25 protein-coding genes and 1 pseudogene are annotated in these 26277 nt (G+C 34.8%); 4 read left to right on the top strand and 22 right to left on the bottom strand.

Annotated features, from left to right (window positions below):
* The 19 genes and pseudogenes from JML65_RS23905 to JML65_RS17275 all read right to left on the bottom strand — a co-directional run.
* Positions 1-202 (bottom strand): hypothetical protein (locus JML65_RS23905; protein WP_237390922.1); only part of this gene is annotated, 202 nt, incomplete at its 3' end.
* 2 nt (positions 203-204) lie between these two features.
* Entirely contained in the window at positions 205-1548 is a 1344-nt protein-coding gene (locus JML65_RS17355) for an AAA family ATPase (protein ID WP_202271561.1), read from the bottom strand.
* A gap of 322 nt (positions 1549-1870) precedes the next feature.
* Positions 1871-2401: a hypothetical protein gene (locus tag JML65_RS17350; protein ID WP_202271560.1), complete on the bottom strand. Its 531-nt coding sequence runs from the start codon at positions 2399-2401 to the stop codon at positions 1871-1873.
* A gap of 318 nt (positions 2402-2719) precedes the next feature.
* Positions 2720-2893: a hypothetical protein gene (locus JML65_RS17345; protein ID WP_202271559.1), complete on the bottom strand. Its 174-nt coding sequence runs from the start codon at positions 2891-2893 to the stop codon at positions 2720-2722.
* A gap of 80 nt (positions 2894-2973) precedes the next feature.
* Positions 2974-3930: a hypothetical protein gene (locus tag JML65_RS17340; protein WP_202271558.1), complete on the bottom strand. Its 957-nt coding sequence runs from the start codon at positions 3928-3930 to the stop codon at positions 2974-2976.
* A 260-nt stretch (positions 3931-4190) separates the two neighbouring features.
* The gene (locus JML65_RS17335) at positions 4191-5090 is read right to left on the bottom strand and encodes an alpha/beta hydrolase family protein (RefSeq protein ID WP_202271557.1); all 900 of its coding nucleotides are present in this window, start codon (positions 5088-5090) and stop codon (positions 4191-4193) included.
* Between the two features lie 256 nt (positions 5091-5346).
* Positions 5347-6786, bottom strand: a complete 1440-nt coding sequence (locus tag JML65_RS17330; protein ID WP_047493241.1) for a hypothetical protein — start codon at positions 6784-6786, stop codon at positions 5347-5349.
* Positions 6787-7074: 288 nt separating this feature from the next.
* Positions 7075-7626 carry a hypothetical protein gene (locus tag JML65_RS17325; protein ID WP_202271556.1) on the bottom strand — a complete coding sequence of 184 codons (552 nt, stop codon included), beginning with the start codon at positions 7624-7626 and terminating at the stop codon, positions 7075-7077.
* A 188-nt stretch (positions 7627-7814) separates the two neighbouring features.
* Positions 7815-8405, bottom strand: a complete 591-nt coding sequence (locus JML65_RS17320; RefSeq protein WP_202271555.1) for a hypothetical protein — start codon at positions 8403-8405, stop codon at positions 7815-7817.
* Positions 8406-8484: 79 nt separating this feature from the next.
* A pseudogene (groEL, locus tag JML65_RS17315) lies at positions 8485-8670 on the bottom strand (chaperonin GroEL); the annotation flags it as partial.
* A gap of 13 nt (positions 8671-8683) precedes the next feature.
* Positions 8684-9331, bottom strand: coding sequence for a DUF4919 domain-containing protein (locus tag JML65_RS17310; protein WP_202271554.1), 648 nt, complete (start codon positions 9329-9331; stop codon positions 8684-8686).
* A gap of 216 nt (positions 9332-9547) precedes the next feature.
* Entirely contained in the window at positions 9548-11173 is a 1626-nt protein-coding gene (groL, locus tag JML65_RS17305) for a chaperonin GroEL (RefSeq protein ID WP_047493244.1), read from the bottom strand.
* A 73-nt stretch (positions 11174-11246) separates the two neighbouring features.
* Positions 11247-11597 (bottom strand): four helix bundle protein, encoded by a 351-nt coding sequence (locus JML65_RS17300; protein ID WP_047493247.1) that lies wholly within the window; start codon positions 11595-11597, stop codon positions 11247-11249.
* Positions 11598-11648: 51 nt separating this feature from the next.
* Positions 11649-11927, bottom strand: coding sequence for a co-chaperone GroES (groES, locus tag JML65_RS17295; protein ID WP_045500963.1), 279 nt, complete (start codon positions 11925-11927; stop codon positions 11649-11651).
* A 173-nt stretch (positions 11928-12100) separates the two neighbouring features.
* On the bottom strand, positions 12101-12235 hold the full coding sequence (locus tag JML65_RS24030; protein WP_262484685.1) for a hypothetical protein: 135 nt from the start codon (positions 12233-12235) through the stop codon (positions 12101-12103).
* 162 nt (positions 12236-12397) lie between these two features.
* Positions 12398-13120: a hypothetical protein gene (locus tag JML65_RS17290; RefSeq protein WP_202271553.1), complete on the bottom strand. Its 723-nt coding sequence runs from the start codon at positions 13118-13120 to the stop codon at positions 12398-12400.
* 73 nt (positions 13121-13193) lie between these two features.
* On the bottom strand, positions 13194-14423 hold the full coding sequence (locus tag JML65_RS17285) for a cation:dicarboxylate symporter family transporter (RefSeq protein WP_202271552.1): 1230 nt from the start codon (positions 14421-14423) through the stop codon (positions 13194-13196).
* Between the two features lie 91 nt (positions 14424-14514).
* Entirely contained in the window at positions 14515-15918 is a 1404-nt protein-coding gene (locus JML65_RS17280) for a CitMHS family transporter (RefSeq protein ID WP_410669719.1), read from the bottom strand.
* The gene (locus JML65_RS17275) at positions 15821-16513 is read right to left on the bottom strand and encodes a DUF2490 domain-containing protein (protein ID WP_115916539.1); all 693 of its coding nucleotides are present in this window, start codon (positions 16511-16513) and stop codon (positions 15821-15823) included. Before JML65_RS17275 ends, JML65_RS17280 begins: the two co-directional genes overlap by 98 nt.
* Before the next feature lie 230 nt (positions 16514-16743).
* Between JML65_RS17275 and JML65_RS17270 the strand changes: the two genes are divergently transcribed.
* Positions 16744-17772, top strand: coding sequence for a sensor histidine kinase (locus JML65_RS17270; RefSeq protein WP_047493352.1), 1029 nt, complete (start codon positions 16744-16746; stop codon positions 17770-17772).
* Entirely contained in the window at positions 17772-18470 is a 699-nt protein-coding gene (locus tag JML65_RS17265) for a LytR/AlgR family response regulator transcription factor (protein ID WP_047493256.1), read from the top strand. Before JML65_RS17270 ends, JML65_RS17265 begins: the two co-directional genes overlap by 1 nt.
* Before the next feature lie 126 nt (positions 18471-18596).
* Here the strand turns inward: JML65_RS17265 and JML65_RS17260 are convergent, their stop codons facing one another.
* Positions 18597-20984 (bottom strand): M1 family metallopeptidase, encoded by a 2388-nt coding sequence (locus tag JML65_RS17260; RefSeq protein ID WP_202271550.1) that lies wholly within the window; start codon positions 20982-20984, stop codon positions 18597-18599.
* A gap of 67 nt (positions 20985-21051) precedes the next feature.
* A complete protein-coding gene (locus tag JML65_RS17255) occupies positions 21052-21630 on the bottom strand; it encodes a HupE/UreJ family protein (RefSeq protein ID WP_047493262.1) in 579 nt (192 codons plus the stop codon).
* A gap of 151 nt (positions 21631-21781) precedes the next feature.
* Here JML65_RS17255 and JML65_RS17250 point away from each other — a divergent pair, with 151 nt between their 5' ends.
* Together JML65_RS17250 and JML65_RS17245 are read left to right on the top strand one after the other, a co-directional pair.
* The gene (locus JML65_RS17250) at positions 21782-25021 is read left to right on the top strand and encodes a S8/S53 family peptidase (RefSeq protein ID WP_202271549.1); all 3240 of its coding nucleotides are present in this window, start codon (positions 21782-21784) and stop codon (positions 25019-25021) included.
* 81 nt (positions 25022-25102) lie between these two features.
* Positions 25103-25615, top strand: coding sequence for a DUF6702 family protein (locus JML65_RS17245; protein ID WP_047493268.1), 513 nt, complete (start codon positions 25103-25105; stop codon positions 25613-25615).
* A 64-nt stretch (positions 25616-25679) separates the two neighbouring features.
* Here the strand turns inward: JML65_RS17245 and JML65_RS17240 are convergent, their stop codons facing one another.
* On the bottom strand, positions 25680-26273 hold the full coding sequence (locus JML65_RS17240; RefSeq protein WP_084085556.1) for an ACP phosphodiesterase: 594 nt from the start codon (positions 26271-26273) through the stop codon (positions 25680-25682).
* Between the last annotated feature and the right edge of the window lie 4 nt (positions 26274-26277).

The following is a 26277-nucleotide window of genomic DNA, read 5'->3' as shown; positions in this document are numbered from 1 at the left end:
CTCTATATGCATTTAATACATTGGTTTTACATCCTAGGGGTGTCACATCATTTATAATGATATTATCACCGAGTAAATTTTTAAATAATGCCTTATAAAATTCTTTATCAGCTTCCTTATCTTCAGTATAAATATCTATATCATTTCGGTATGAGAAAAATTTAGATATAGATTTGAGAGAATCAATTCCAAATTTTAACATAACTATAAATTTAAAGTGGCTAAATCATTACATAATGCACTAGAAAAATCATTAATAATGGCAGGTGAATGCGTTGCTATTATAAATTGGGTATTTGGACTAGCATCTATCAAAGATTTTACAAAAATTTCTTGCCATGATAAGTGTAAAGAAAGTTCAGGTTCATCTACAATAAATATTCCAGGATCATTCTTTGACTTTTCTACAAAATATATTAAATTTCCTAATAATATTAAGATTTGTTTTTCTCCTGAAGATAATTCGTAAATATTTACTTCATCATTGTTTTTTAGTTTTATTTTTAGTTCACCTTTAGGATCTATAATTAATTCCTTTCTACTTTCTTTAAGAAATTGATTAATAATTGTTTTAGTTTTTTCTATAGGCTCGTAAAGTTGCTGGATTTCGTCTTGATATTTTTTATTGAAACTTATTAGACTATCAATCTTTTTTAATTGTGGTTGATTATTAAACCATTTTTGAATAACATCAATATCGTTAACTCCTATATCTTTATTTTTTCTTTTCTGTACTTCATTGAATTCAGCTAATGTTACACTTAAACTATCAAAAAATTTATTAAGACTTTCTGTAATACCTTCAATTTTTAGATTTTTAAATGCCTCAGTAGCTTTTTCTCTTTTTTCAGATAACTCTTTTTTGTCTCTAAGAATATTAAATTCTTGTGATTCAATAAATTCAAATGTTTGCAGAAGTACTTTATTCTTAAATTCAGAATTTATTCTTGGCTGTTCAGATGCTATCAATCTGTAATAGTCGTAAATTACCTCTTGAATTTCAATAAGACTTCTGTTAAGATGATCATTTGTTGGATAATTATTATATTTTCTAGAGTAAAAGATTCGTGTAATTTTATCTATCTGATTACCTTCATAGATTCTTCGGTCTAATCCTAAGAAAAATGGAGTATTAAATTCTAAAATTTTTTTTGTAAATGTTAAATTTTCAAATTCTTCTATATGACTAGCACTAAGTTTTCTAAATTCTTCTGAAGTAATACCATCTAATTTTTTTAATTTATTTATTGTATTACTTATTTGAGATTGTTCACCAATTTTTAAACTCAATTTTAATTTATTATCATCTGTTTTTTTTGACTCAATAACGATCTTTTCATTATTATTAGAACATGTAACCTTAACATATTTATGTTCTATTGAATTTAAAAAATCAAATGAGGGAGATACTAGTCCCAAAATTAATTTTAAGACTGATGTTTTTCCAGATCCATTAATTCCAATTAAAAAAGTGAGTTTTTGTTCAAAAGCAAAATTATAGGATAGATAATCATGAACACCTTCTGCTTCAAATGTTTCTATTTTCATGGTAAATTAGTTTTTATATCTTCAAGTAAAAGATATTTTGTTAAATGTCATAATTTTATGAATTTTAATTTGTTTTACCAAAATTATCATACTAAAATTTTACTCCTTTATGGGAAACATAATCCCTTCCGCTACTGCACGAATCCTTTCGTATAACCAAAGCCATACGATACAATAGTGCGGTAGCGAGGAAATGTGTAGTTTTTATTTTCGATTTCTACTATTCACAGTTCCATTTTTGTTTTACAGATTTCGGAGCATATTTGAAGAACTATTTTTATTTTACTATTTCAAAATTGGAAGGATTTGTACAACATGAGATTCAATTAGCATTTCCGATCCAATTAGTATTACCTTCAAATACTATGAAACCTCCATTACTATCTTTTACGTATTGTTCAACAACTTTTCTATTAAGATCAAATATTACATAACCTTCTTTTAAATTTTTGATTCCATATTTGATTTGAGTTTTTGATTGTATATCATAGATTAAGATATAATTTTCAGAAGCTAGCACAGTAAATTCAATTAGCTGATTTTTTCTATTGAAAATATATAGACCTGGAATTGATTGATTATATATAGGATTAATCAAATGATTATAAACTGGATTAATCGAATGGTTGTAAACTGGATTAATTGAATGATTGTAGATAGGATTGACCGAATGATTATAAATTGGATTGATAGAGTGATTATATATTGGATTAATTGAATGGTTATAAATAGGATTAATAGAATGATTATATATAGGATTGATAGTATGGTTATATATTGGATTTATAGAGTGGTTATAAACTGGATTAATAGCATTATTATAGATCGGATTTCTGTTAGTGGCTATAAGCATAAGATTAGTTTTTTTTTTGGATTTTAGCAAGATGGAACTTTTTTATCTATCTTGTTTTTTTGATTAGCTTTATTATTAAATATACTGTTTTGCTAAATTAAAATGAAATATTAAGATTTCATTACGGGAAACCATATTCCAGACAAAAAACCGCTCAGAAAATCTGAACGGCTTAAATTTATATTTGCCCGGGTCGTTGACCGTTACATCATTGCTAGCATTCCACCACCTATTAGCATAGCTGGTTCAATGCTCTTCACTTTAGAGGTCTGTTTCAAACATGTAAACAGATACTCTATTTTGAATATTTAGTTTTTTTTAATATTCAATGCTTTCTGTTTTATCCATTTGTACAGTGGTATCAAAAGGGGCTGTATCATTGCTGGAGGAAGTATTGTGCCCCAGTTTAAAAAAGGAAGTATATTCGAAGGGTTTGCCTTGTGCTTTAAGGGTGTTCAATTGCTCTATACACAACCGATTGTTTTCTATCAAAGATGAAATTTTTTGCGAACTGTAAACGTGGATTTACTACAAAATTTGCAATCTTGCCAAAGGCCTGTTGTGCGATGTTTTTATTTTTCCAATGTTTCTAGTAGCCAATTCAGGCAAACTTCAGAATCCATAATTGACCAGGAATGTGGATTTTTCGTTCCGTCTAATCGAACTCCTTTTCCTTGACTAACTATTACTCTAGCGTTTTCATTTCCCATTATTTTTAATTGGTTTATCATTGAGATGATATCAATTCCATTCCAATCATGTAAGTCACGATGTCTTTGATCAATTAACCAATCTGTATCCAAATCAGTAAACATTAAAAGAGGCATTTTTTTTAAATACTTTGCGTTTCCGCCATCTTTTGCTCCATAAGAATAGATAGAATTTTCCAGATATTTTTCTGGAAATTTATCTGGAGATCCTCCATAAATACTGTCCCAATTATTCTTTATCCATTTTGCTTCATCTACTGCAGGCTTGTAAATATTTCTTTCGATTTCTCTTTCGCAATATTTATAAAATCTTGCTTGGTCTAAAGGTGCGTCTAAGGCAAAAACTCCTTTTGGTATTAGAAAAAACTTTTCCGGATTTTTAGTTGCCTTTTCAGCGTAAGTTAAAGAAATCATTGCGCCGCTTGAAAGGCCCCCGATTATAAATTTATCTTTCGGTACTTTATGCTTTGCGACAATTTCACTGAAAATTTTATCCAGTAATTTGAATTCTGCTTCTCGATTATCTGTTCCCCAATTGATTGATGGAATAATGACCATAATTCCTTTTTCAACTGCTATTTTTGGCAGAGTTATTTGTTTTAATGTATTTTCAACGAGTTCTCCACCAGAAGGGATAATCACTAAAACACCTTTAATACTACTTTTTGGTACATATTTATAATAAAATAATTCTGTAGAATCATCATCATTAATGTACAGTTCGGAATTATCTGTTTTTGAAACAGATAATTTTTCAAATTCTTGTGCTTTACAAGATAAAACATTAAAAATTAGAGCAAAAATTAATATGTTTTTCATTTTTCTTTTTTTTCGGTCAAAATATCGTACAACATCCAAATTTACGCATTGCGCTAATGTTGTTTTGGTTTTAGCTATCTATTTATTAATCATTAAATGTAAAATATAAATGTACTATTTCCCCTGCTCCCGCACGAATCCTTTCGTGTGGTTTAAATATTATAAATTAAACTTCCAATGATATAATCTAAAAGCTCAAAACCACGCGATACAATCGCACGGTAACGAAGGGATCTGCTTCAAGCATGTTTATATATGCCTTATTTTGAAGCTTTAGATTTTTTACTATTCAATGCTTTCTGTTGTATCCATTGTACAGCAGTATCTACAGGGGCTGTATCATTGCTGGAGGAAGTATTGTGTCCCAGCTTAGGAAAAGAAGTATATTCGAAAGGCTTGCCTTGCGCTTTAAAGGTGTTCAATTGTTCTATACACAACTTTACCGGAATCTGTATGTCTTTTTCACCAAAAAGCCAAAGCCCGGGAATTGAGAGGGTATTCAGATAAGTTTTTGGGTCAGTCGCTGCAAATTGATATTTGTCCGGATCATTTTTAGTATGCTCAATGGCATCTGCTTCTGTATGATTTTCCCAAAAACTATTGTTCCCATTAGTATAAAACTGAAATCGAAGTTGCTCGAGAGTGGTAATGGTAGGGCCGCTAAATAACACCATAAAGTCAATTTGCGGATTTTTGCTTGCAGCAATAGGGATGATCCATCCTGCCTGACTGAAGCCGACTAATCCAATGGGTGTTTTTTTATCTTTCAAATAGGTTTGAAATGTTTTTACGGCTGCATTGGCATCCTGAGCCAATAAATTAAGATTAGCAGGGTCTATATTATTCGTGCCAACAGATGGTCCTACATACACACCTCCGGATTCTCCAACTCCACGTTTGTCATAGGTGAATACAGCAATGCCTTCTTTAGCAAGACGTTTTGCAAACTCCAGTTCTCTTTTTACCGGATCGGACCCGTGAACAATTACAACTGCTGCAACCGGTTTTTTAGGCTCTACAATGGAGCCTGCAAGAGTGATACTCTGACTTTCAAACTTTACATCCTGAATGGTAACGTCTGCCGATTGTGAAAATACCATTTCTGGCAAAGCTATTAATAATAGCAAAATATATAAGTTAGAAAAAAAGTTGATTTTCATAGATTATGGTTAGTTATCAAATATAATACAAAAAACCACTCTATTTTTATAGAGTGGTTTTAATTTATATATGGTAGTTAAGACTACATCATTCCTGGCATTCCACCACCCATTGGCATAGCTGGTTCCGCGCTCTTAATTTCGGTGATTACACACTCAGTAGTAAGAAGCATTCCAGATACAGAAGCTGCATTTTCAAGAGCAACCCTTGTTACTTTATTTAGGTCAGTGATTTCTTTGTTAACAGATGATATTTTTATTTATTAAGCTTAATGACTCCAGCATAAGTCGCAATCCAAATCAAACCATCTTTGTCTTTCGTTATTCTCTCGCAATGAATACTTGGAACGTTTGAATTTTCATTAGTGTAAGTTTCCCATTTTTTTGAGTTTGTGTCATAACTTAAAACACCTACTCCGTTTAATGTTATCCATAACAGTTGGTTTTCTTCATCTAAATAAAAATCATTGATTGTATTTTCACTGAACATTTTACGATTTGGATGGTTTATCCTTGTCCATTTTTGTTGTAAATCTAATACATAAATTCCAGCGTCATCTGATTTGCCGTTGTATAAGTCAAACCATAAATTTCCTTTTTTATCTTCATAGATTTTTGAAATGTATGCTTTTGATAAAGGTGAATTTTTCTCGTTTAACGATTTTGTTACGCCATTTTCAATAATTACGTTTCCTTCAAATGTCCCAATCCAAATTCTATCTTTTTTATCTACATAAACACCAAGAGTTTTATCAGTTGGGAGATGTGAATTGTGTTTGTTAATTACAGACCAATTCTTTCCGTCAAACTTTGCTACACCATTCCAAGACGTAAACCATACATTATTGGAGTGGTCAACAAATATTTTTCTTGCCCAGTTGATAGGAGAATTGATTGAGTCGTATTTTGTCCAGTTTTTATTGTCATATCTATAAACATCCCAATCAGCAACAAACCACTTATTGTTATTTTTGTCAACTTCTAAATCCCGTACTGATACAGTTTCATTTTTATTATAAGGAGGAGAGGAGATTAATGTATTTTTTGAGTTAAAATGTTCCCATTTGCCATTATTTATTTTTACAATTCCGTTATCTGTTCCAATCCAGATATTATTGTCTAAATCATTAGCGACAGCTCTTGTCATATCCCAGGGTAACTCTGAGTTTTGTTGAGTGAATACAGTCCAGTCTTTTGAGAGTTTTTCTTTGTCTGTACCTTTTATATCAGGAGCTCCAACAGATTTTGCATTGGATTGATTTTTAAAATCAAAAACTTTACGTTTTGCAGAAAGGTTACCGTTTTCAAATTCAAAAATTAATGAAACAGAGCTATTTGTTTTTTTATTTTGTGAAATCGCTGGTTCCCAATTTGATGTTGAGTTTATTGCATTCTGTAACCCTAATTTTTTTGAAGAGATATTAGTTTGATTGAATGAACTTAGCAGGCAAGGTTTTCCATTTTCGTTAATTAAAATTTGGACTTCAATATTTCCTGTTATTTTGCTCAAACTCTTTTTATCAAATTTATTCAACAATTCATCTATTATTGAGTTTTGAGGCTTAGCTTTAGTTTCTCCACAATCAAGACAAAAGGAAACTAAACTACAATCTTTGTATTTTTCAGGATAAAGATTTTGAGAATAACTTAATGTAAAACTAAATAGTGTCAATAATAAAAGTATAATTCTTTTCATGGTTCTGTTTTTTCTTAACGTCCAAATTTACGCATTACGTCTATATACTACAATTGTGAATAAAGTTTCAAGCAAAAGCCCATTGGATTTTTTATAAAAGAAAAAAACCGCCCTATAAAATAGAGCGGTTAGTATATTAAATTGTCTTAGCGACACGCTATTACATCATTCCTGGCATTCCACCACCCATTGGCATAGCTGGTTCAGCGCTCTTTACTTCAGTGATTACACAGCAGACATTCTCTGAAGTCTCCGGAATTTGGAGCATATTTAAAAAGGGGAGTTTTTTTAATTTTGAATAATAACTGCTTTTGTTGGTAAGTAATTATCTACTTTGCTTCTTTCAATAATTTCAATTTCAACTTTTTCGAAATCGTTTGTCTGCATTTGAATTTTAGCAGTTTCATCATGTTTGTATATTTTTGAATTTAGAATTTTCAGGATGTCCATAAATTCATTATTCATAAATGGCTCAATAAAGCAAAGACGATAAACTTTTCCGTTGGATTTATAAGAAATAAATCTTGGATTTCCTGCGAAGTATTCATTCCTATTGAGTTGTTTTTGTTTGACAAAGGATTCAATATTTTTGCCTGATAATGAGTTTAATTGGTTAATTTCTTCTGAAGTTAATGTGTATTGGAAATAATTTTCCCCATCCCAGCTATCTGAATAGACGGTTAAGTTTCCTTTCTTATCTAATGTAGCGTAAGATTTAATTTCAATTTTATTATTCGATATTAATTCATAATCAACAATTTTTAAATCTTGAATTATATTTTTTTGTGAAAACAGATTTATACATAAACATATAAAAATAAGTAATGTGAACTTTTTCATAATTGATTAATCGGTTTGAATGTGCTTTTTGTTGTAATTACGGTTGATATTCAAATTTACACATTATGCCAATATTAGACATAAAAAATGCTCCACAAAAGCAGAACAATTTATAAAACAGGTGTCTTTGTTTTTTAGTTTGTCACAAGCGAGATGCTTGCGCCAACGTGAGGAAAGTTTTAAACATTTTATAGTGATGATTGACTTAAGAAATTATTTATTAGATATTTCAACAGAATTTTCACCAAAGATATCGCAGTAGATAAAAATTTCTGTCCAAACTGCAATGTCATTTCCAATATTTTATTGATGTCAATTTGGATGGTTTCATCATAAAAAGAATCAATATCAATATGTGCGGAAATACTATTGCGCATAGGTATTATATAGCGCTCGTAATCATGATCTTTTTTGAATTTTCTTAAATTATCAGTTACAATCTTGTACGCATCTTTTGTTTCATCATAAGTCTGACATAGATTATTAATGAACTTCCCATTTCCCTGATATGCAACAATTGTTTCATGTATTGTCAAAAAAATATTTTTGACAAAGAATAATTTTTCAGAATCATTTTTTACGATATGTAAATTTTTTAAAGAAATTGTGAGGTCAGAATTTGCAACTGTAAATAACATAGCTAGCTCATTTGTCTTTTGTAAATCCTCAAATCTTTCTGATAGATTATCTTTTTCTATTAAAGTTTTAATATCCCTATACTCTTTCATAGTATTTTCGAGAAGAGATATGAAATCATCAAAGTGATCTATATTTTTCATATTTAGTTATTTTAGTGAAAAAACCGCCCAGAAAAAATCTGAACGGTTTAAATTTATATTGCTTTGATGTCGCTGCTCGTTACATCATTCTTGGCATTCCACCACCCATTGGCATAGCTGGTTCCGCGCTCTTAATTTCGGTGATTACACACTCAGTAGTAAGAAGCATTCCAGATACAGAAGCTGCATTTTCAAGGGCAACTCTTGTTACTTTAGTTGGGTCAATAATTCCTGCTATTATTTGCTCAAAGTCAGGAGACTTTGCGTAGCGGGGGTTTTTAAAAGTATCCTCCAACTAATTTCACATAATAAACTTCATCTCCCATTTTATACATAGTTAAGATACTTCCATCTTCGAGTTGTTTACTTCTCTGTTCAAATTTATTTCTATCAACGTAGCTAAATCTTTCAAGTTGAACAAGAACATCTCCGGGATAAATGACACAAATTGGGTTTTGTTCAGTTTTTCCGTCTCCGCTTTTTTCAACAGTTTTCTCTGTTAGCTCAATTTGTTTGTTGATAATATCTAATTTTTTGTAGTCTCCAGCATTACTATATAAATTAATCATCTCCTTTAAAACATATTTGTTTAAAGGATTTTTTTGATATTTTGTTTCCGCTTCAACTAAAATTTTTTGTGCTTTTTCTTTAGATAATTTTTTACTAGCTTTTTTCCATATAGCTTCATAATCTTTATTGTAATCTCCTAAACTGTAATCATTTTTTACAAATTTACTTCCGTAATATAATTGATTAAGCTCATCTTGAGTTAACTCAGAGGGATTAGTCCTAAATTTTTCCATTAAAGGATAAAAATTTTCTGTAGGATTTTCGATAACATTTTTCTTTATTAAATCGAAATTAATTTGCCCAAAAACAAAGTTTGAGATTAAACTAAAAATTAAAATTATTATTGTTTGTTTCATTTGTCAAAGAGTGTTTGGATACTATTTCTGCTAACGTTCAAATTTATGCATTTGGCCAATATACAATATATACAATTGCACTACGCTATTTTGATTTTAGCTATCTATTTGTTAATCATTAAATATACTATTTCTTCACAAAAAACAATAATAAACAAAAAACCGTTCCACAAAGCAGAACGGTTTATATATTAAATTTGTCTTAGCGACTCGCTACTACATCATTCCTGGCATTCCACCACCCATTGGCATAGCTGGTTCAGCGCTCTTAATCTCAGTGATTACACACTCCGTAGTAAGAAGCATTCCAGATACAGAAGCTGCATTTTCAAGGGCAACTCTTGTTACTTTCGTAGGGTCGATGATACCTGCTTCAAGCATGTGAACATACTCGTCAGTTTTAGCATTGTATCCGAAGTCTCCTGATCCTTCTGCTACTTTAGCAACGATTACAGAACCTTCACCACCTGCGTTAGCAACGATTTGTCTTAATGGCTCCTCGATAGCTCTCTTAACGATTTTGATACCTGTAGTTTCGTCAGCATTGATTCCGGTAAGGTTTTCCAAAGCAGAGATTGCTCTTACTAAAGCAACACCACCACCTGCAACGATACCTTCTTCTACAGCTGCTCTCGTAGCGTGTAATGCATCGTCCACTCTGTCTTTTTTCTCTTTCATTTCCACTTCAGAAGCTGCTCCTACGTAAAGTACAGCAACACCACCAGCTAACTTAGCTAATCTTTCCTGAAGTTTCTCTCTGTCGTAGTCAGAAGTTGTAGTTTCCATCTGAGCTTTGATCTGAGCTACTCTTCCTTTGATTTTCGCTTCATCACCACCACCGTTTACGATTGTTGTGTTGTCTTTATCGATCGTTACTTTCTCAGCTGTTCCAAGCATATCTAAAGAGATGTTTTCCATAGTGAAACCTTGCTCTTCAGAAATTACCTGTCCACCAGTAAGGATCGCGATATCTTCTAACATTGCTTTTCTTCTGTCTCCGAATCCTGGAGCTTTTACAGCAGCAATTTTAAGAGAACCTCTTAATTTGTTTACCACTAAAGTAGCTAAAGCTTCACCTTCCACTTCTTCAGAGATAATCAATAGAGACTTACCACCTTGTGCAATTGGCTCAAGAACCGGAAGCAATTCTTTCATTGAAGAAATTTTCTTCTCTACTAAAAGGATATATGGGTTTTCTACCTCAGCTACCATTTTCTCAGGGTTAGTCACGAAGTATGGAGACTGGTATCCTCTGTCAAACTGCATACCTTCTACAACATCTACAGTTGTATCGATACCTTTAGCTTCTTCTACAGTGATTACCCCTTCTTTACCTACTTTTCCGAAAGCTTCAGCGATCAGAGATCCGATAGTTTCGTCGTTGTTCGCAGAAACTGAAGCTACCTGCTTCACCATTTCTGTAGAATCACCAACTGTTTTAGATTGAGATTTAAGGTTTTCAACAACAGCAGTTACTGCTTTGTCGATACCTCTTTTAAGATCCATTGGGTTAGCACCAGCAGCTACATTCTTAAGACCTTCTCTTACGATAGCCTGTGCCAAAACAGTAGCGGTAGTAGTACCGTCTCCTGCGATATCATTAGTTTTGGACGCAACTTCTTTTACCATTTGCGCTCCCATGTTTTCTACTCTGTCTTCAAGTTCGATTTCTTTTGCTACAGAAACACCATCCTTAGTAACGTGAGGAGCACCGAAAGATTTTTCGATTACTACGTTTCTCCCTTTAGGTCCTAAAGTTACTTTTACTGCATTAGCCAATGCATCAACCCCTCTTTTTAAAGCGTCTCTTGATTCAATATCGAATTTTATTTCTTTTGCCATATTGTTTAGCTTTTGGCGACTGGCTGTTAGCTTTTGGCTTTATGCAAGTCGCAATTTGATTTTTAATTTTAGTTTACTTTAGCTTATTCCACAATGTTACAAGCTTCTTTTTGAGTATTGTTAATTCTTCCAAAATATTTTGATAATCATTTTCATGAATGTATCCCAAATCTTGAGCAAGAATTAATTGGTTTTCGGCTTCATTGGATGATCCTAATGCAATATTGATGAAATGGGCAAATTCCTTATCTGAATTTCTGCCGCTTCCTTCTGAAATATTATATCCAATTGACGCAAATGATCTTCTTATTTGAGAAGTAAGTCCAAAAACTTCTTCTTTCGGAAAGCTTTTGGTTGAAGTATATACTTTTAAAGTCAATTGATGACTTAATTGCCAAACTTCAAATTTTTTAAAATCTCTCATGAATTAAATTCTATGTAGAAGGCCATTTGCCAGAAGCCAATAGCTAGAAGCTTAGCCTATAATTCCCAATAAATCAGCTTCTTTTACAATTAAGTAATCTTTTCCTTCCAATTTCAATTCAGAACCTGAATATTTTCCATAAAGAACTTTGTCACCTACCTGAACAGTTGTAGGTTCATCTTTTTTACCAGGACCTACTGCCACTACAGTACCTTCTTGCGGCTTTTCCTTTGCAGTGTCCGGGATAATAATACCTGAAGCTGTTTTAGTTTCTGCAGCAATTGGCTCTACTAGAACTCTGTCTGCTAATGGTTTAAAGTTTACTGACATAATATATTTATTTTTTAAGTATTTCTGTAGTATAATTCTCTAAATGTATGCCATCAGGGGTCAGTGGATGAAATGGCAGACTTTTATGGGAGGATGTGAAAATTTGGCAGAAAAATAAAAACAGAAAGCCGGAAAATCTTCCGGCTTTTATCTAACACTATGAGTTGGTTATACTATGGACAATATTGTCCAGGCCCAATCCATAGGATACATTGTCCTTTGTAGTTGTATTCACAGCAAAAGCGTCCTGCCGCTCCGCCATTGATTGATTTCTGAGCATCTCTGCTTAATAATTTAGCGTTTTTCATAGTTAATAATATTAAAGTGTACGATTCCTGAACATTTAACGTCAATCAGGTTTTTGACATTTGGTGTTTTAGCAGATCAAATATAAATATTTTTCCTTAATGTGTGATATGTTTTTTTATTTTTTTTAAAAATAATGATTTGGTTATCAGTTGTTAAAGGATTTATTTTATTGTTTCCATTGACATTTTTCTTGTTCCCGATTCGATGTCCTGTTTCAGGATTTTCCTTGTTTCAGGATCAATATAATAGGTTACAGTCGTACTTTTTTCTGTAATGTCATCAACGGTTTTTACGATCCATACTTTTTTACTTTGATAATCTCCTTTTTCTACACTTTGGATGTAGGCTTTCATCATTCCTTTCTTTACTGCACTGGGATTATAATCAAAAATGGAAATTTCTGCAGTGTAGTGTTCTTTCAAGGGAAGAAACCTGATCAGTGTCGGATAGCTGCTGCTGTCAAAATAATGGGTAGCGGGCATGTCAATATCATCTTTTTTCTGAGTTTTCTTATCAAGATAATATCCGGTTACCTTGTTTTTGTGGTAGGTAAAAGCCATATCGCGGGCCATGTTGAAAGAGGAATGGTGTATCGGCTGAAGGCTGGCCGTTTTCACAAGGGTGGAATCTACCCAATGGGTATTGGGAGTCTGCTTCATTTTTACGGTCGTCATGATGAGCAGATCTGTTGCGTTTAATTTTTTAATCTGGGTAGTAATGTTCCCGATTTCTATTTTTTGGCCGGCATTTTCAGTGTACCATACCGCTTCGGATGTTTCGTCCTGTATCAGTTGTGGATCAATACCACTATTGGATGGAGTAAGCAGTTTTTGGGAAAATAAATGAGTACTGCTTATGAGCAAAAGGATGAAAAATGTCTTCATAGCTTTTTTGCTGATAAGTAGTATTGATTTTCAAAAAGTTACACTTTGATTAAGCTTTGATGTTCATGATGGATTAGTCTGTGGAAATCATGGTAGAATTTTTTTTCTGCTGCTGGTTGAATTTTGAAATAATGGCCCCGGCCACTGCAATGCCAATAAAGTTGGTGACTGATCTGGCTTCATTCATAAAACGATCTACACTGTAAAGAAGGGCTAAATCTGTAAGGGGTATTTTCCCAAATCTGTTCAGGGTAAATATAAGGGCTAAAAATCCGGAACCGGGAACTCCAGAAGCTGTTTTTGAGGTGAAAGAAATAATGATAAACAGCCAGATATAATCATTGATCGTCAGTGAGATATTATAAAACTGAACAAGGAAACAACAGGTTACGGAAATATAGATACAGGCTCCTGCCAGGTTAAAGTTATAGCCTAAAGGAATAATAAATCTTAAAATCTTCCTGCTGTAGCCTTCAGATTCCATTTTTTCAAAAATTAAGGGGAATGCTGTTTTGGAAGTCGAGGTGGTGATGACCAGAATAATTTCTTCTTTTATATTAAGCAGGAATTTCAACAGGTTGAATTTGAACAGGTAGGAGATCAATCCTAATATTCCGAAAATAAATACAATGTCTGCCAGGTATACCGTAGCCACCACTTTACTAAGCGGCAACAGGGTATTGATCCCATAGATAGCCACTCCGTAAGCAATATTACAAAAGATGATAATGGGAAGAACAAGGTAGAGATATTTGATGAACGCGTAAAAAATACCTAGTCCCTGATCCAGCAGTTTCAAAAATCGATCCCTTCCTTTTGAAAGATTCATGGATATTCCCAGGACTATGGACAGAATAAGAAACAGACCATGCCTGTTCAGATATAAAATAGTGGATAATTTTCCATCTTTTATTTCAAAAGTTTTGGGAAGGGAAGTATTGATCCTGCTTGTATTAATACCTGTGTCAGCGCCCGGCTGCATGATGGAGCCAAAGATAAATCCCAGTACAATAGCTATTGAGCTGATGACCAGGAAATATAAAATGGTCTGCCATACGATGCGTGTTGCATTTTTAATATCAGACAGCTGGCATATCCCGTACATAATTGCCATAAAAATAATGGGAAGGATAATCGTCTCCAGAATGATGAAAAAATACCGGCTTACCACGCCCAGCTTTATACTTATTTCCGGAGCATAATGCCCTATCAGTACCCCGCCTATAATGGCTGTGAATACATATAAGGTGAGGTTTTTCAGATACCTGCCGGTAAATGTTTTCTGAGACTGTAAGAGATTCATCTGGAAAAAATAGGCTGTCTTTATACAACAAATATATAAACTTAGGACATTGGTTATAACGTTGGAGTTTAATAATTATAAAAAAATAAGATCAGATAGTCCCCAAAAGGAGAGCGCCCAGCAACATGATCACCGAAGATCCGATAGCCCATTTTAAGGTATATTTAAGATGGTCTGAATATTCTACCCCCGCCAGGGATACTAATAAATAGGTAGAAGGAACCAAAGGACTTAGTAAATGGGAAGCCTGCCCCACAAGACTTGCTCTCCCAAGAATATCGGGAGCAATGCCCAACTGATGTCCCGTAGCTTCAACAATGGGTAATATCCCAAAATAGTAGGCGTCATTGGTCAGGAAAAAGGTAAGAGGAACACTGAATACAGCCGTGATAATATTCAAATAACCTCCCCAGCTTTTAGGAACAATTTCTATCATGCTGTTACCCATTGCCTGCATAATACCGGATCCGTTAAGAATTCCGGTGAAAATTCCTGCTCCAAAGATCATTCCTGCTACCGATAAAGCATTTCCTGCATGTTTGGACATGATTTTCTGCTGGTCTTTCAGTTTGGGATAATTGATGACAGAAGCTATACAGAAGGCAATCATAAAGGCTATTCCTAAGGGTACGATATCTAAAATCATAACGGTAAGAAGAACGAGGGTAAGGCCAAGATTTACCCAGATCAATTTGGGGCGTAGGAGTTTAGGATCCGATTCGCCGGTAATGTCACTGGCTGCATAACGGGTATATTTTCCATATTTTGCAATTCTTTTCTTTTCCTTTCTTCCTAGAATATAGGCCACAAATAGTACCCAGGTGATCCCCAGCGCCATAATAGGAATCATTGGAACAAAAATTTCTGTATGTCCCAGTTTCAGAGAGCTCATTACTCTGGCTGTAGGGCCTCCCCATGGAAGAATATTCATAATTCCTCCGGCCAGCATGATAATACAGGTCAGGACGAGTGGATTTATTCCCTGCTTTTTGTACAAGGGTAACATGGCAGCCACCACAATAATATAGGTAGAAGAACCGTCACCGTCCAATGAAACCAATGTCGTAAGAATAGCTGTTCCTATGGTGGTTTTGACAGGATTATCTCCAACAGTTTTTAGAATGAGATTCACCAAAGGCTCAAAAAGCCCTGTGTCTATCATTAAGCTGAAATAAAGTATGGCAAAGATCAGCATAACGCCCGTAAGAGCTATTTCCTTGACTCCGTTTTTCATCATTTCACCCAGATGAGGCCCAAAACCAGCAAATAATGCCACTGTGACAGGGATAATCACCAAAGCGGTAAGTGGAGTCATTTTTTTATTCATGATAAGCACCATAAAGATGATGATCATCAGAAACCCAAGGAATGTAAGCATAATAATGAGTGTATTTAGATTATTTGTTTTTGTTTTTTCTCCAGTCGAAGCTGTTTCTATAGCCGATATAGGCGTAGTTGCTGGTAGATCCGGTTTCCAGCTGGTTGATAAATGCAACTTCTATTGCGGAATTCTTTCCGGTTTTTATACCTATTCCTGCTGTCAGACGATTGCTGTCGAATGGATCTTCCTTCACTACATTCATCCTGATTTCATTTTTCAGAATACCATAGAGCTTTTCTTTTTCTCCGGCTCTGTTGAAAGGAATTCTCAGAGAAATAAGATAGCGTAGTCTTACGATAAATTCATCCGGATTGCTTATAAAACGTTCTTCCACACGGAAACGGTGAGAAATAGATGTTCTTCCTATATTCCCTCCCAGTGATACCTGCTGGAAAGGTCTTTTCTCATACCTTTCTTTTTTAGAGTTGTCTGACCGGTAAGAGTCCAGGACCAAAAACATGGCTCCTACAGCTGGGCGCACCTCATTGGCTACTTCATAATCTACATAGGCGGAGACCAGGAAGAGCCTTGTATCATAAGCCATATCAAAAGAACGGTATTGAGAAAGTGCTGTCAAAGTACTTTTATCAGTCAGTTTTGCTGACATCAAATACTGAAACCACATATTGTAGTTATCACGGCTTTGTGCATCAGCAAGCCTGCTGAATCCCAGTAGTATGATGATAGTTAATTGTAATTTAATTTTCATGTAAGATTTGATTAATATCCCGATGTCTCAAATATATTTATAAGAAGAAGCCGGGAATTTATTTTTCAATCAATGACTGTTTTTATCAGTGAACTGCAATCTGGCGTAAAAAAGATGCTATATTTGAAAAATGGGAAAATTCATTTAACCGGATGTTTTTACTGATAAATATCATATTTATATTATTGGTTTTCAGAATCTTATTTAATGCAAAGGTTTTGGAAACACTTATGAAATACCACTGGGGATTTTTGCTGAGGTTTCAGCATGTTTTTTTCTTTTTGGTGTTCCTGGCGATCATTTTTTTTACCGAAAACTACTTTTTAGATGTTCCGGAATTAATCTGGAGTGTAGTATTTGCATTTATTCTGAATATAGGAATCTATTATCTCGTCTATTTTTATCTGGTTCCCCAGTTTTACCTTTCCAATAAATACCCGGAATTTATTCTGTATGCTTTGATATGTTTTCTGGTTTCAAGTCTTTTCAGAATTTTACTGGAACCTGCTGTATTTAATATGAAGTTTAATGAAACCCTCTCCAATACAAAATTTCTGTACAATGTATATACTGCCCAGGGGATTGTGATTCTTGTGGCTTCATTTTTAGGAATAACAAAAGATAAATTTCTTATTGAACAGGATTTTAAAAATCTGGGTGAAGAGAAAGATCAGCTGTATCTTGATCTCCTGAAATCCAAACTGAATCCTCATTTTTTATTGAATACACTTAATAATATTTACTCTAAGAGTATTACCCCATCCGAAAATACCTCAGAATCTATTTTGCACCTGAGCAAATTACTTCAATATGTTATTTATGATACCAATAAAGAATATATTACGATCTCACAGGAATTTTCTTCGATCCAGTCTCTCAAAGGACTTTATCAGCTGAAATATAATAACCTGTTGGATATCAGTTTTGATATTAAAGATGAGGAAACCCTGGATCTGATTGAAATACCACCCTCCATTTGCCTTACCTTATTTGAAAATGCATTAAAACATTCTGCAGTGGGTATAGAAGCGGGGAGCTTTATAAAACTGAGTTATGCAATACAGCATCATGAATTTTTATTCGATATCAGAAATTCCGTAGCCCAAAACAGGACGCTGGTCAGTAATCTTAATGATAGTGGGCTGGGGAATGAAGCGGTGATCAGTATTTTGAAAAAATATTATCCTGAAAGATTTACTTTTATATCCGAAACGATGGAAAACAATATGTATCAGACTATATTAAAAATTAAATTGTAATGGCCAACCTGACGATTGTAAGTGTAGATGATGAATATCCGGCATTAGAACTGATCCGGCATTATTGTGAGCGGATGGAAGATGTCGATCTGCTGGAGGTATTTCAGAATCCTCAGGATGCTCTGGAGTACCTGAAGGAAAATAGAGTAGACCTTGTGATTCTGGATATTAATATGCCCTATATCAATGGAATTGAACTTTTACTTCAGCTTCCCTATAAACCCCTGTGTATATTTCTTACCCTGGAAACCCAGTATGCTGTAAAAGCTTTTGAACTTGATGTAGTTCATTATCTGGTAAAACCGGTAGATTTTGAGACTTTTAGAAAAGCTGTGACCAAAGCCAAAGATTTTCTTCAGTTTAAAAAATCTACGGAAGATCAAAAGAAAGAAGACTTTATTATGTTTAAATCCAATTATATCATGAATAAAGTTTTACTGGAAGATATCAAATGGATTCAGGGATTTGGAGAATATATCATTTTAATTACCCATTTGAAAAAATATATGATTCTTGAGCGGATGTCCAATTTTGAAGAAAAGTTTCAAAATTTAGGCTTTATCAGGATTCACAAATCCTATATCGTATTATCCTCTCATATCAGTTCTTATGATACCGCGAATGTATACCTTAAAGACGGGGAGAAGCTTCCGCTTGGGAGAACATATAAAAATTCTTTAAAAGCTTATCTGAATTGATTTCTGCTGTTTAAAAATTTCCTACAGATTGTACAGCTCCTGCAGATTTTGGACTTTAACCGAAATGCTGAAGCTGTTTTTATAAGAAAAAAGGTTGCCTCCTGTTTGAGACAACCTTTTATTTTTTTATGATTTCTTTCCCGAAGCCTGCATTGGATTTACTTTTCCGCTTGCGCCTCCTCTTACGGAGCCTGCTTCCTGTTTTTGTTTAAATAACTGGAATTTTGAGGTTCCGCTATTAGATCCGGTACTACTCCAGAAGTTATTGGAAGTATCGATATCAGCTGTTTCCTTCATAGGGTCAAGTTGTATTGATACTAATTTCTTATCAAAATAATACGTCTTGGAAACTTTCTGTTCATTAAGCCTCCAGATTTGAGCTGATGATTTATCGTAAGATTTTGAACCGTCTTCAAAAGTAAACTCAAGGATGATAGGCATGATCAGTCCACCTTTATTAGTGAAATCTATCTGATAAGCCGTAAGGTTTTTGAATTTCTCTTTATCCTTAGCATCCAAAGGAGTGGAGGCTTCAGTTTTGGTAGTGTATTCCTTATGGGTATCTATTTTTTCCTGACCTCTGTCATATCTGTAATAGAAGTCCTGAAGATCTTTATCTTTATCTACATAAAAAGTAATATTCTTATCCTCTCTGTTTCTTATTTTGGAAATATCTTCGAAGCTGTTTACCAAAGGACTTTCAACCTGGTATTTTTTCTCAGAAGCTGCTTTTGCTGTTTCCAGATCAGGAGTCGCTACCGTCACTTTATCAATTGCAATATCTACAGGGTCTGTTCCATAGAACCAGCCTCTCCAGAACCAGTCAAGATCTTCACCGCTGGCATCTTCCATAGTACGGAAAAGGTCGGCAGGTTCAGGATGTTTGAATGCCCATCTTTTAGCATAGGTTTTGAATGCTTTATCAAAAAGTTCTCTTCCCATGATGGTTTCACGAAGGATGTTCAGCCCAGTCGCCGGTTTTGAATAAGCATTGGGCCCATACTGAACGATGTTTTCAGAATTGCTCATGATGGGTTCCAACTGATCTTTCGGAAGTTTCATATAATCTACGATCGTCCATGCCGGACCTCTTTTGGAAGGGAATTTATTATCCCATTTTTCTTCCGTAAGATATTCGGTGAAGGTATTGAGGCCTTCATCCATCCAGGCCCATTGTCTCTCATCAGAATTGATGATCATGGGGAAGAAGTTGTGGCCTACCTCATGGATGATCACTCCAATCATTCCATTTTTGGTTCCTTCAGAATAGGTTCCGTCTTTTTCAGTTCTTCCGAAATTGAAACAGATCATTGGGTATTCCATACCGTTGGATGCTTCCACAGATTGTGCTACAGGATAAGGGTAGGGAATGGTAAATTCCGAATAGGTTTTAATAGTGTGGGCTACTGCTTTTGTGGAAAACTTTCTGTAAAGTCCATAAGATTCTTTAGGATAAAAACTCATGGCCATTACCTTATTATTGTTTTCAGGAATGGTTACCTGCATTCCGTCCCACACAAACTTTCTTGAAGAAGTCCAGGCGAAATCCCTTACGTTATTCGCTTCAAAAACCCATGTTTTTCTCTGTTTTGAATGGTTTTTCTCTGCTTTTTTAGCTTCATCCAGGGTAACGATTTCTATAGGTTCATTTGCCGCTTCAGCTTTTCTATATCTTGATAACTGATCAGAAGTTAAAACCTGATCATAGTTTTTACATTCTCCGGTTCCACCTACAATATGATCTGCCGGAACATTCATTGAAACTTTAAAATCTCCGAAAACCAGCGCAAATTCACCTCTTCCTGTAAACTGGTGATTTTGCCATCCCTGGAAATCGCTGTATACACACATTCTGGGATACCATTGTGTCATGGTAAAAAGATCGTTGCCGTCTTCAGGGAAATTTTCATAACCGCCACGGCCACCCATTTTTATTCTGTTGGAAATATTATAATTCCAGTCTATTTTAAAGACGAGCTTTTCTCCTTTCTTCAGCACCTTTGGAAGATCTATACGCATCATTGTTTTATTGACGGTATATTTCAAAGGATTTCCGGAAGCATCCGTTACTTTTTCAAGGTTTACTCCATATCCGTTGTCTTTTACGGGAAGTTCAGTTGCTTTAAGCTGCTGATCAGTAGTGGAAGAAGGAAGTACAGATGAGGCTCCATAGCCTGCATTTCTGATATTGGAGTGCTCATTTTCGTCCAGCTGAAGCCAGATATAATCCAACTCATCAGGAGAATTATTATAATAGGTAATCGTTTCAGAACCTTTCAGATTTTTCTTGTCTTCATCCAGATAAGCGGTGATATTATAATCTGCTCTGTTCTGCCAGTATCCGTGTCCAGGAGCTCCTGAAGCCGTTCTGTAAATGTTGGGTGTAGGAAGAATAGTCCCGAGCTGCTCGAATTTGTTTCCGTGATTACTGCCAGGATTATTCTGAATATTTTGTGCGGTGAAACCTGTATAAGCAAATACAGAAAGTGAAAGCATAACAACTTTTAACTTCATAACCGAAATGATTTAATAATGATCAAAGATAATAATAAGCTGTTGAAATAATGAAAATATTTCAAGGTTAAAAAGGAATTCTTTCCAATGCCATTTTTAAGGATAGAGCAAATACTCCGGAGGATACAAAGAGCACCCAATCTTTTTTATTGACCTTTAAAATTTTAAGCAAAATAAACAGAATGATTAAAATAACAAAAACAATTACAATTTGCCCTAATTCCAATCCGATATTGAAACCCAGAAGCGGAATGGTAATTCCCTGACTTTTTGCAATCATTACCCTAGCCGTATTGGCGAAGCCCATACCATGAATGAGTCCAAAGATCAAAGCAAGGTAATAATTGGCCCGCATTAAGGTTTGCTTTTGATTTTTCATGATAATATTATCCAGTGATGTTAAAACAATAGTCAATGGAATTAAAAACTCTACCCAGTCGGAAGGAACCCTGAAAACATCCAGAATGCTTAAAGCCAGTGTAATAGAATGTCCAATGGTAAAAGCGGTTACCAGGATCAGAATTTTTTTCCAGTCTGTATAAGAATACACAGCAATCAATGCCAGAACAAAAAGCTGATGGTCTAAAGCATCAAGGGAAATAATATGCTCCCATCCAAGGTTTAAATAAAATAGGAAATCCTGCATTTTACAATAGATTATTAGATTTTGATTATTATGTTAAATTGGTTAATTGGTTGTTGTTTTTAGTGTAATTTGATTTGTTTGATTATTAATATGATGTATTAATGCTTAATGAGATAAAAATTGTATAATTGTATTGTTAAATATAATGAAAATGGATTTTAAAAAATTACTCTTTGCAAAAGTAAACATTTCACGTGGAGGAGCGAAGCTTCTTAGAAATGCTACAGCTGCTTTTTTAGGATTGTACTCCTATGCTTTTTACGGGCAGGTACAAAAACTGGACTCTCGCTTTGATATTTTGTTAAAAAATAAAGAGAGCGTATCAAAAGGAAACCCTATAAAAGAGCTTGAGAATGGTAACATGAAATTGGATCAGCATCTGGTGGTAACCTCTAAAGGTGCTCAGACTATGTATTCATGTATTATTTATACCAAAGATCCGGAAAAATTGAAAGCGGATGGCTTTTTAGTACAGACCCAGCTTCCAACTTTTTCTACGGCATTGGTAAGTCTTGAGGATATTGATAAACTTACAAAACTTCCCTATGTAACTTCTGTAATGGCGCCTACCTTTGACGAGCTTCATAATGATGTGAGCAGAGCACAATCCGGGGCAAGTCTTTTACAGGATGGGGCTTTCAATAACACAGCTTATAATGGAACGGGTGTTTTAGTCGGAATTTATGATACCGGGATAGACTGGAAGCATCCTGATTTTAGAAAAGCGGACGATCAGACAAAAAGTAGAATTGTTTCTATTTGGGATCAGACTCTGACGGCACAGGGAAGTGAAGTCTCTCCAACAGGATTTGCAACAGGAGTGGAGTATACCAGAGCTCAGATTGAAGATGAGCTGGACGGTACTCCGGCAGGTTTTGTTCGTGAAAATGATATTAATGGACATGGAACTCACGTAGCAGGTACTGCTGCCGGAAACGGTGCTGCTTTCGCAGATAAAAGACATAAAGGGTTCTCATCAGATGCAGATATCGTATTTGTAAAAGGAGGGAACGGGTCTTTTCCTACTACGAATACCATTAATGCGTTGACGTATTTCAAGAATGTAGCCACTGCATTAAATAAACCTATCGTTGTAAATATGAGTATCGGAGGACAGGGAAGTGCTCATGACGGAACTTCTTCTCACGAGGTGGCTGTTAATGATTTTACAACATCAGCTCCGGGAAGAGTAGTCGTAATTTCTGCCGGAAACGAATATGGAGGAAATCTTCACAGAAAGGTTGATATAGAAGCAAGTGCTGTACAGTCTTATACTTTTACAGTAGCAAGTAATACTTCTGCTGCCACAGTATTTAGTTTTATCATGTATGCTAATGATAATACAGCAGTCACTGCAAAACTGACCGCTCCTGATGGTCAGCAGTATACGCAGAATATAAGTACAAATACCGCGCATAGTATTTTGGGAGGTGGATTTACAGCTACTATGTATAACTATTGGGGATCAGATAACAACAAACGTTATGTTCAGCTAGTGGTGAACAGAGTGGCGGGATCTACGGCCAACTGCCAGGGAACGTATACACTGGAAATTACCAATAACGGAACTCAAACCATTAATACCCATGGATGGCTTTACAGCCAGGGAGTGGCTACTACTTTACAAAACGGAGATAATGAATATATTGTTGGTTCTCCGGGAAATGCATCTAATGCAATTACTGTAGCTTCCTATATGGGAAGAGGAAGCTGGTATTCTTCTGTGGGAGGCTATCTTACCACTACACCACAGGAATTAATTTCAGCATTCAGTTCACAGGGGCCAAGAGTGGATGGTGTTCAGAAGCCGGAAATTACGGCATCAGGACAAAATGTGATCTCATCAAGGTCCAGTAATTCGGCTCCGGGAACTACAGATATTATTATTGGAACTGATTATTATGTGAAAAATCAGGGAACCAGTATGTCTTCACCGGGAGTAGCCGGAGCGGTAGGCTTGTTGCTTCAGGCTAATCCAACTTTAACAGCAGCACAGGTGAAATCCCGTCTTACTTCCAATGCAAGAAAAGACGGAGCAACAGGAACTGTTCCAAATGCAAGATGGGGATATGGAAAATTAGATATCTATAAAGCCGTTACTTCCGAATTAGGATGTGTGGCATCTAATTTTGAAATCGTAACATATGATGAACCTTATGTGGTAGTAAATACAGAAAGTAACAGTGCTAACAGTAATTTTGATAATGCTTTATTAGCTGTTCGATATACACCGACACTGACCGGTAAATTGGGAGGATTCTCATTCTCTACAGGGTCCGGTACACTTCCTAGTGATCTTGCGGTGGATATTCAGGTGAGAAAAGTAAATGCTAATGGAGATCCGGGGGATATTATTGCCACAAAAACAATTTCATCATGGCTAAACAGTACTCAAAGATTTACCTGGAACTATGTTGATCTTTCTTCTATGAATATTCAGATGGTAACAGGAAAAGATTTTTATATTGTGATCAATGGTCTTGCCGGAAGAATTGCTATAAAAAATGAATCTATCGCAGTAAGTGGGCGAAGCAAAACTTCAACGGACGGGACAAGCTGGACAGCCAGAACTTTCGATCTTAAAATGAGAGCAACCATTTATGAAAATGTAGCAGAAGTGAAAACTCTGGCCACTGCTAACCAGACAAAAGCAAGTGCTGTGGCTGCAGGATATAATTATTTTACAAATGCCTGCCAGCTGATCTCAAGAGTTGAAAAAGAAACGGCAAGTACTGTAACAGGAAATGTAACTTCAAAAGTATGGGTTGATAATGTACAGCCTAATTATGTTTCAAGAAGATATGAGATTAATCCTGCTGCAGATGCTGCAACAGCAACAGGAAAAGTAACATTATATTTTAAACAGGCGGATTTTGATGCCTACAATGCAACAAACGTACTGAAATTGCCAACTTCACCTACAGATGTTGCCAATAAAGCGAATGTAATAGTGGAAAAATATACAGGAACCAGTGCCGGAAACACAGGTACAGTAGCTTCTTTTGGAAGTGCAGCAACAATCATCACTCCTAATGCGGCTGATGTGGTATGGAATGATACTTACCAATATTGGGAAGTAAGCTTCCAGTCTGCAGGTTTTGGAGGATATTTTGTAAGAACAAACTCTGCATTGGGAACAGTGGATGTTAAACTGAATTCTACAGTTAATATTACTCCAAACCCAGCTAGAGATGTTGTCAATATTCTCTTAGGGAACTATTCTAAAGCTTTGGTAACCATTCATGATGCATCCGGAAAATTGGTTAAGACGGCAAATGTTACTACAGATTCAAATAAAATTGATGTTTCAGCATTGGTAAAAGGAGTCTATATGTTTACCATTACACTGAATGACAATACAACACTAACTAAAAAAGTCGTGAAGCAGTAAATGTCAGTCAAATGATAATAATAAGGAAGCAGCAGTTTTATAACTGCTGCTTTTTTTATATTTGTCAAAAAAATAGAAGTAATGCCGGGTAAATTTTTTTTAATATTTTTTTTATCGCTAACAGTCATTTGTCAGAGTTTCAGAGCTGAAAATGTACATCCTTACCATGTAGGTTCTGTAGAAATAAATTATAACTCAAAATCAAAAACATTTGAGGTGGCCGGAAGATTTTTCTTAGATGACCTGGAAAATGGGTTGAGTAAGAAATATGGCGGTTCTTTTCATTTTAATGATGAGAAATACAAAGAAAGGCTGAACGAAGCTTTACAAAAATATTGTCTGGAATATTTCAGATTAAAGACCGATAACCGGTTTTTGAAAATCAGTTATATTGGGTACGAAGAAGATCAGGAATCCGTCAATGTCTTTCTGGAATCAGAGCCGGTAGCGAATCCTAAGAAGATAGAAACAGCTGTCAGTTTTCTGTATAATCTGTTTGATGACCAGATTAATATTGTTCATATTATCATAGATGGTCAACGGAAGAGCGAAAAACTGTCATATCCTAACCGGTATCTGTATAAACAGTTTTAAATTCCGATTATTCTATAAAAGATAAAAATATAACAGTTACAGTAGAATGTAGCTGTTTTTTTAGTTAACCTTCAAGCTGAAGTAAAGTATTGATACCTTTTGCATGAGCATGAAGGTCCGGAAAAAAATCATCATAACATTGCTGAAGCTTATCTTTATTCTTTAAAAAAGCTTCAAAAACAGGAATGTCTTTTTCCAGGTATTTAGCTTTATTAAGAACATTCTGGATACTGAATTTTATCCCCCAATCTTCACGGTAATTATAAAGCCAGTCATCATGCTCCATTTTTACCAGCATTTTTTTGAAATTCTCCGGAAGCCATTCCTGATGCTCATTCAATACCCTGTAGACCTTCAGTGAATGGGCTTTCCATTCCGCTAAAGAGTTTAGGGAAAGATCCGTGGCTACAAAATAATCCATGGAAACATCTACAAAGGCTCCGGCATATAATCTTACCAGGGGAGCAAATACTTTTTTTGCTTCGTGAATGGCCGGGTGGGAGTCCGTAAAGGTATCAATGGCTCTGTGTAAAGTAATCCCATCCTGAATTGTCTTTGGAAATGAAAAACGATCCTTATTCCGGATAAAATCTTCAAGAAATTGTCCTACGATCTGTCCGTCGGTAAAGGATAGAAAAGAATGAGCCAGATAATTCATATTT

The sequence above is a fragment of the Chryseobacterium sp. KMC2 genome, from assembly GCF_016756935.1.
Taxonomy (GTDB): domain Bacteria; phylum Bacteroidota; class Bacteroidia; order Flavobacteriales; family Weeksellaceae; genus Chryseobacterium; species Chryseobacterium rhizosphaerae.
This window is presented reverse-complemented; position numbering and strand designations above follow the sequence as displayed.

Coding starts and splice junctions, on each gene's coding strand:
- JML65_RS17355 (WP_202271561.1), bottom strand. CDS start 1,548: ATGAAAATAGAAACATTTGAAGCAGAAGGTGTTCATGATTATCTATCC.
- JML65_RS17350 (WP_202271560.1), bottom strand. CDS start 2,401: ATGCTTATAGCCACTAACAGAAATCCGATCTATAATAATGCTATTAAT.
- JML65_RS17340 (WP_202271558.1), bottom strand. CDS start 3,930: ATGAAAAACATATTAATTTTTGCTCTAATTTTTAATGTTTTATCTTGT.
- JML65_RS17335 (WP_202271557.1), bottom strand. CDS start 5,090: ATGAAAATCAACTTTTTTTCTAACTTATATATTTTGCTATTATTAATA.
- JML65_RS17330 (WP_047493241.1), bottom strand. CDS start 6,786: ATGAAAAGAATTATACTTTTATTATTGACACTATTTAGTTTTACATTA.
- JML65_RS17325 (WP_202271556.1), bottom strand. CDS start 7,626: ATGAAAAAGTTCACATTACTTATTTTTATATGTTTATGTATAAATCTG.
- JML65_RS17320 (WP_202271555.1), bottom strand. CDS start 8,405: ATGAAAAATATAGATCACTTTGATGATTTCATATCTCTTCTCGAAAAT.
- JML65_RS17310 (WP_202271554.1), bottom strand. CDS start 9,331: ATGAAACAAACAATAATAATTTTAATTTTTAGTTTAATCTCAAACTTT.
- groL (WP_047493244.1), bottom strand. CDS start 11,173: ATGGCAAAAGAAATAAAATTCGATATTGAATCAAGAGACGCTTTAAAA.
- JML65_RS17300 (WP_047493247.1), bottom strand. CDS start 11,597: ATGAGAGATTTTAAAAAATTTGAAGTTTGGCAATTAAGTCATCAATTG.
- groES (WP_045500963.1), bottom strand. CDS start 11,927: ATGTCAGTAAACTTTAAACCATTAGCAGACAGAGTTCTAGTAGAGCCA.
- JML65_RS24030 (WP_262484685.1), bottom strand. CDS start 12,235: ATGAAAAACGCTAAATTATTAAGCAGAGATGCTCAGAAATCAATCAAT.
- JML65_RS17290 (WP_202271553.1), bottom strand. CDS start 13,120: ATGAAGACATTTTTCATCCTTTTGCTCATAAGCAGTACTCATTTATTT.
- JML65_RS17285 (WP_202271552.1), bottom strand. CDS start 14,423: ATGAATCTCTTACAGTCTCAGAAAACATTTACCGGCAGGTATCTGAAA.
- JML65_RS17275 (WP_115916539.1), bottom strand. CDS start 16,513: ATGAAAATTAAATTACAATTAACTATCATCATACTACTGGGATTCAGC.
- JML65_RS17270 (WP_047493352.1), top strand. CDS start 16,744: ATGAAATACCACTGGGGATTTTTGCTGAGGTTTCAGCATGTTTTTTTC.
- JML65_RS17265 (WP_047493256.1), top strand. CDS start 17,772: ATGGCCAACCTGACGATTGTAAGTGTAGATGATGAATATCCGGCATTA.
- JML65_RS17260 (WP_202271550.1), bottom strand. CDS start 20,984: ATGAAGTTAAAAGTTGTTATGCTTTCACTTTCTGTATTTGCTTATACA.
- JML65_RS17255 (WP_047493262.1), bottom strand. CDS start 21,630: ATGCAGGATTTCCTATTTTATTTAAACCTTGGATGGGAGCATATTATT.
- JML65_RS17250 (WP_202271549.1), top strand. CDS start 21,782: ATGGATTTTAAAAAATTACTCTTTGCAAAAGTAAACATTTCACGTGGA.
- JML65_RS17245 (WP_047493268.1), top strand. CDS start 25,103: ATGCCGGGTAAATTTTTTTTAATATTTTTTTTATCGCTAACAGTCATT.
- JML65_RS17240 (WP_084085556.1), bottom strand. CDS start 26,273: ATGAATTATCTGGCTCATTCTTTTCTATCCTTTACCGACGGACAGATC.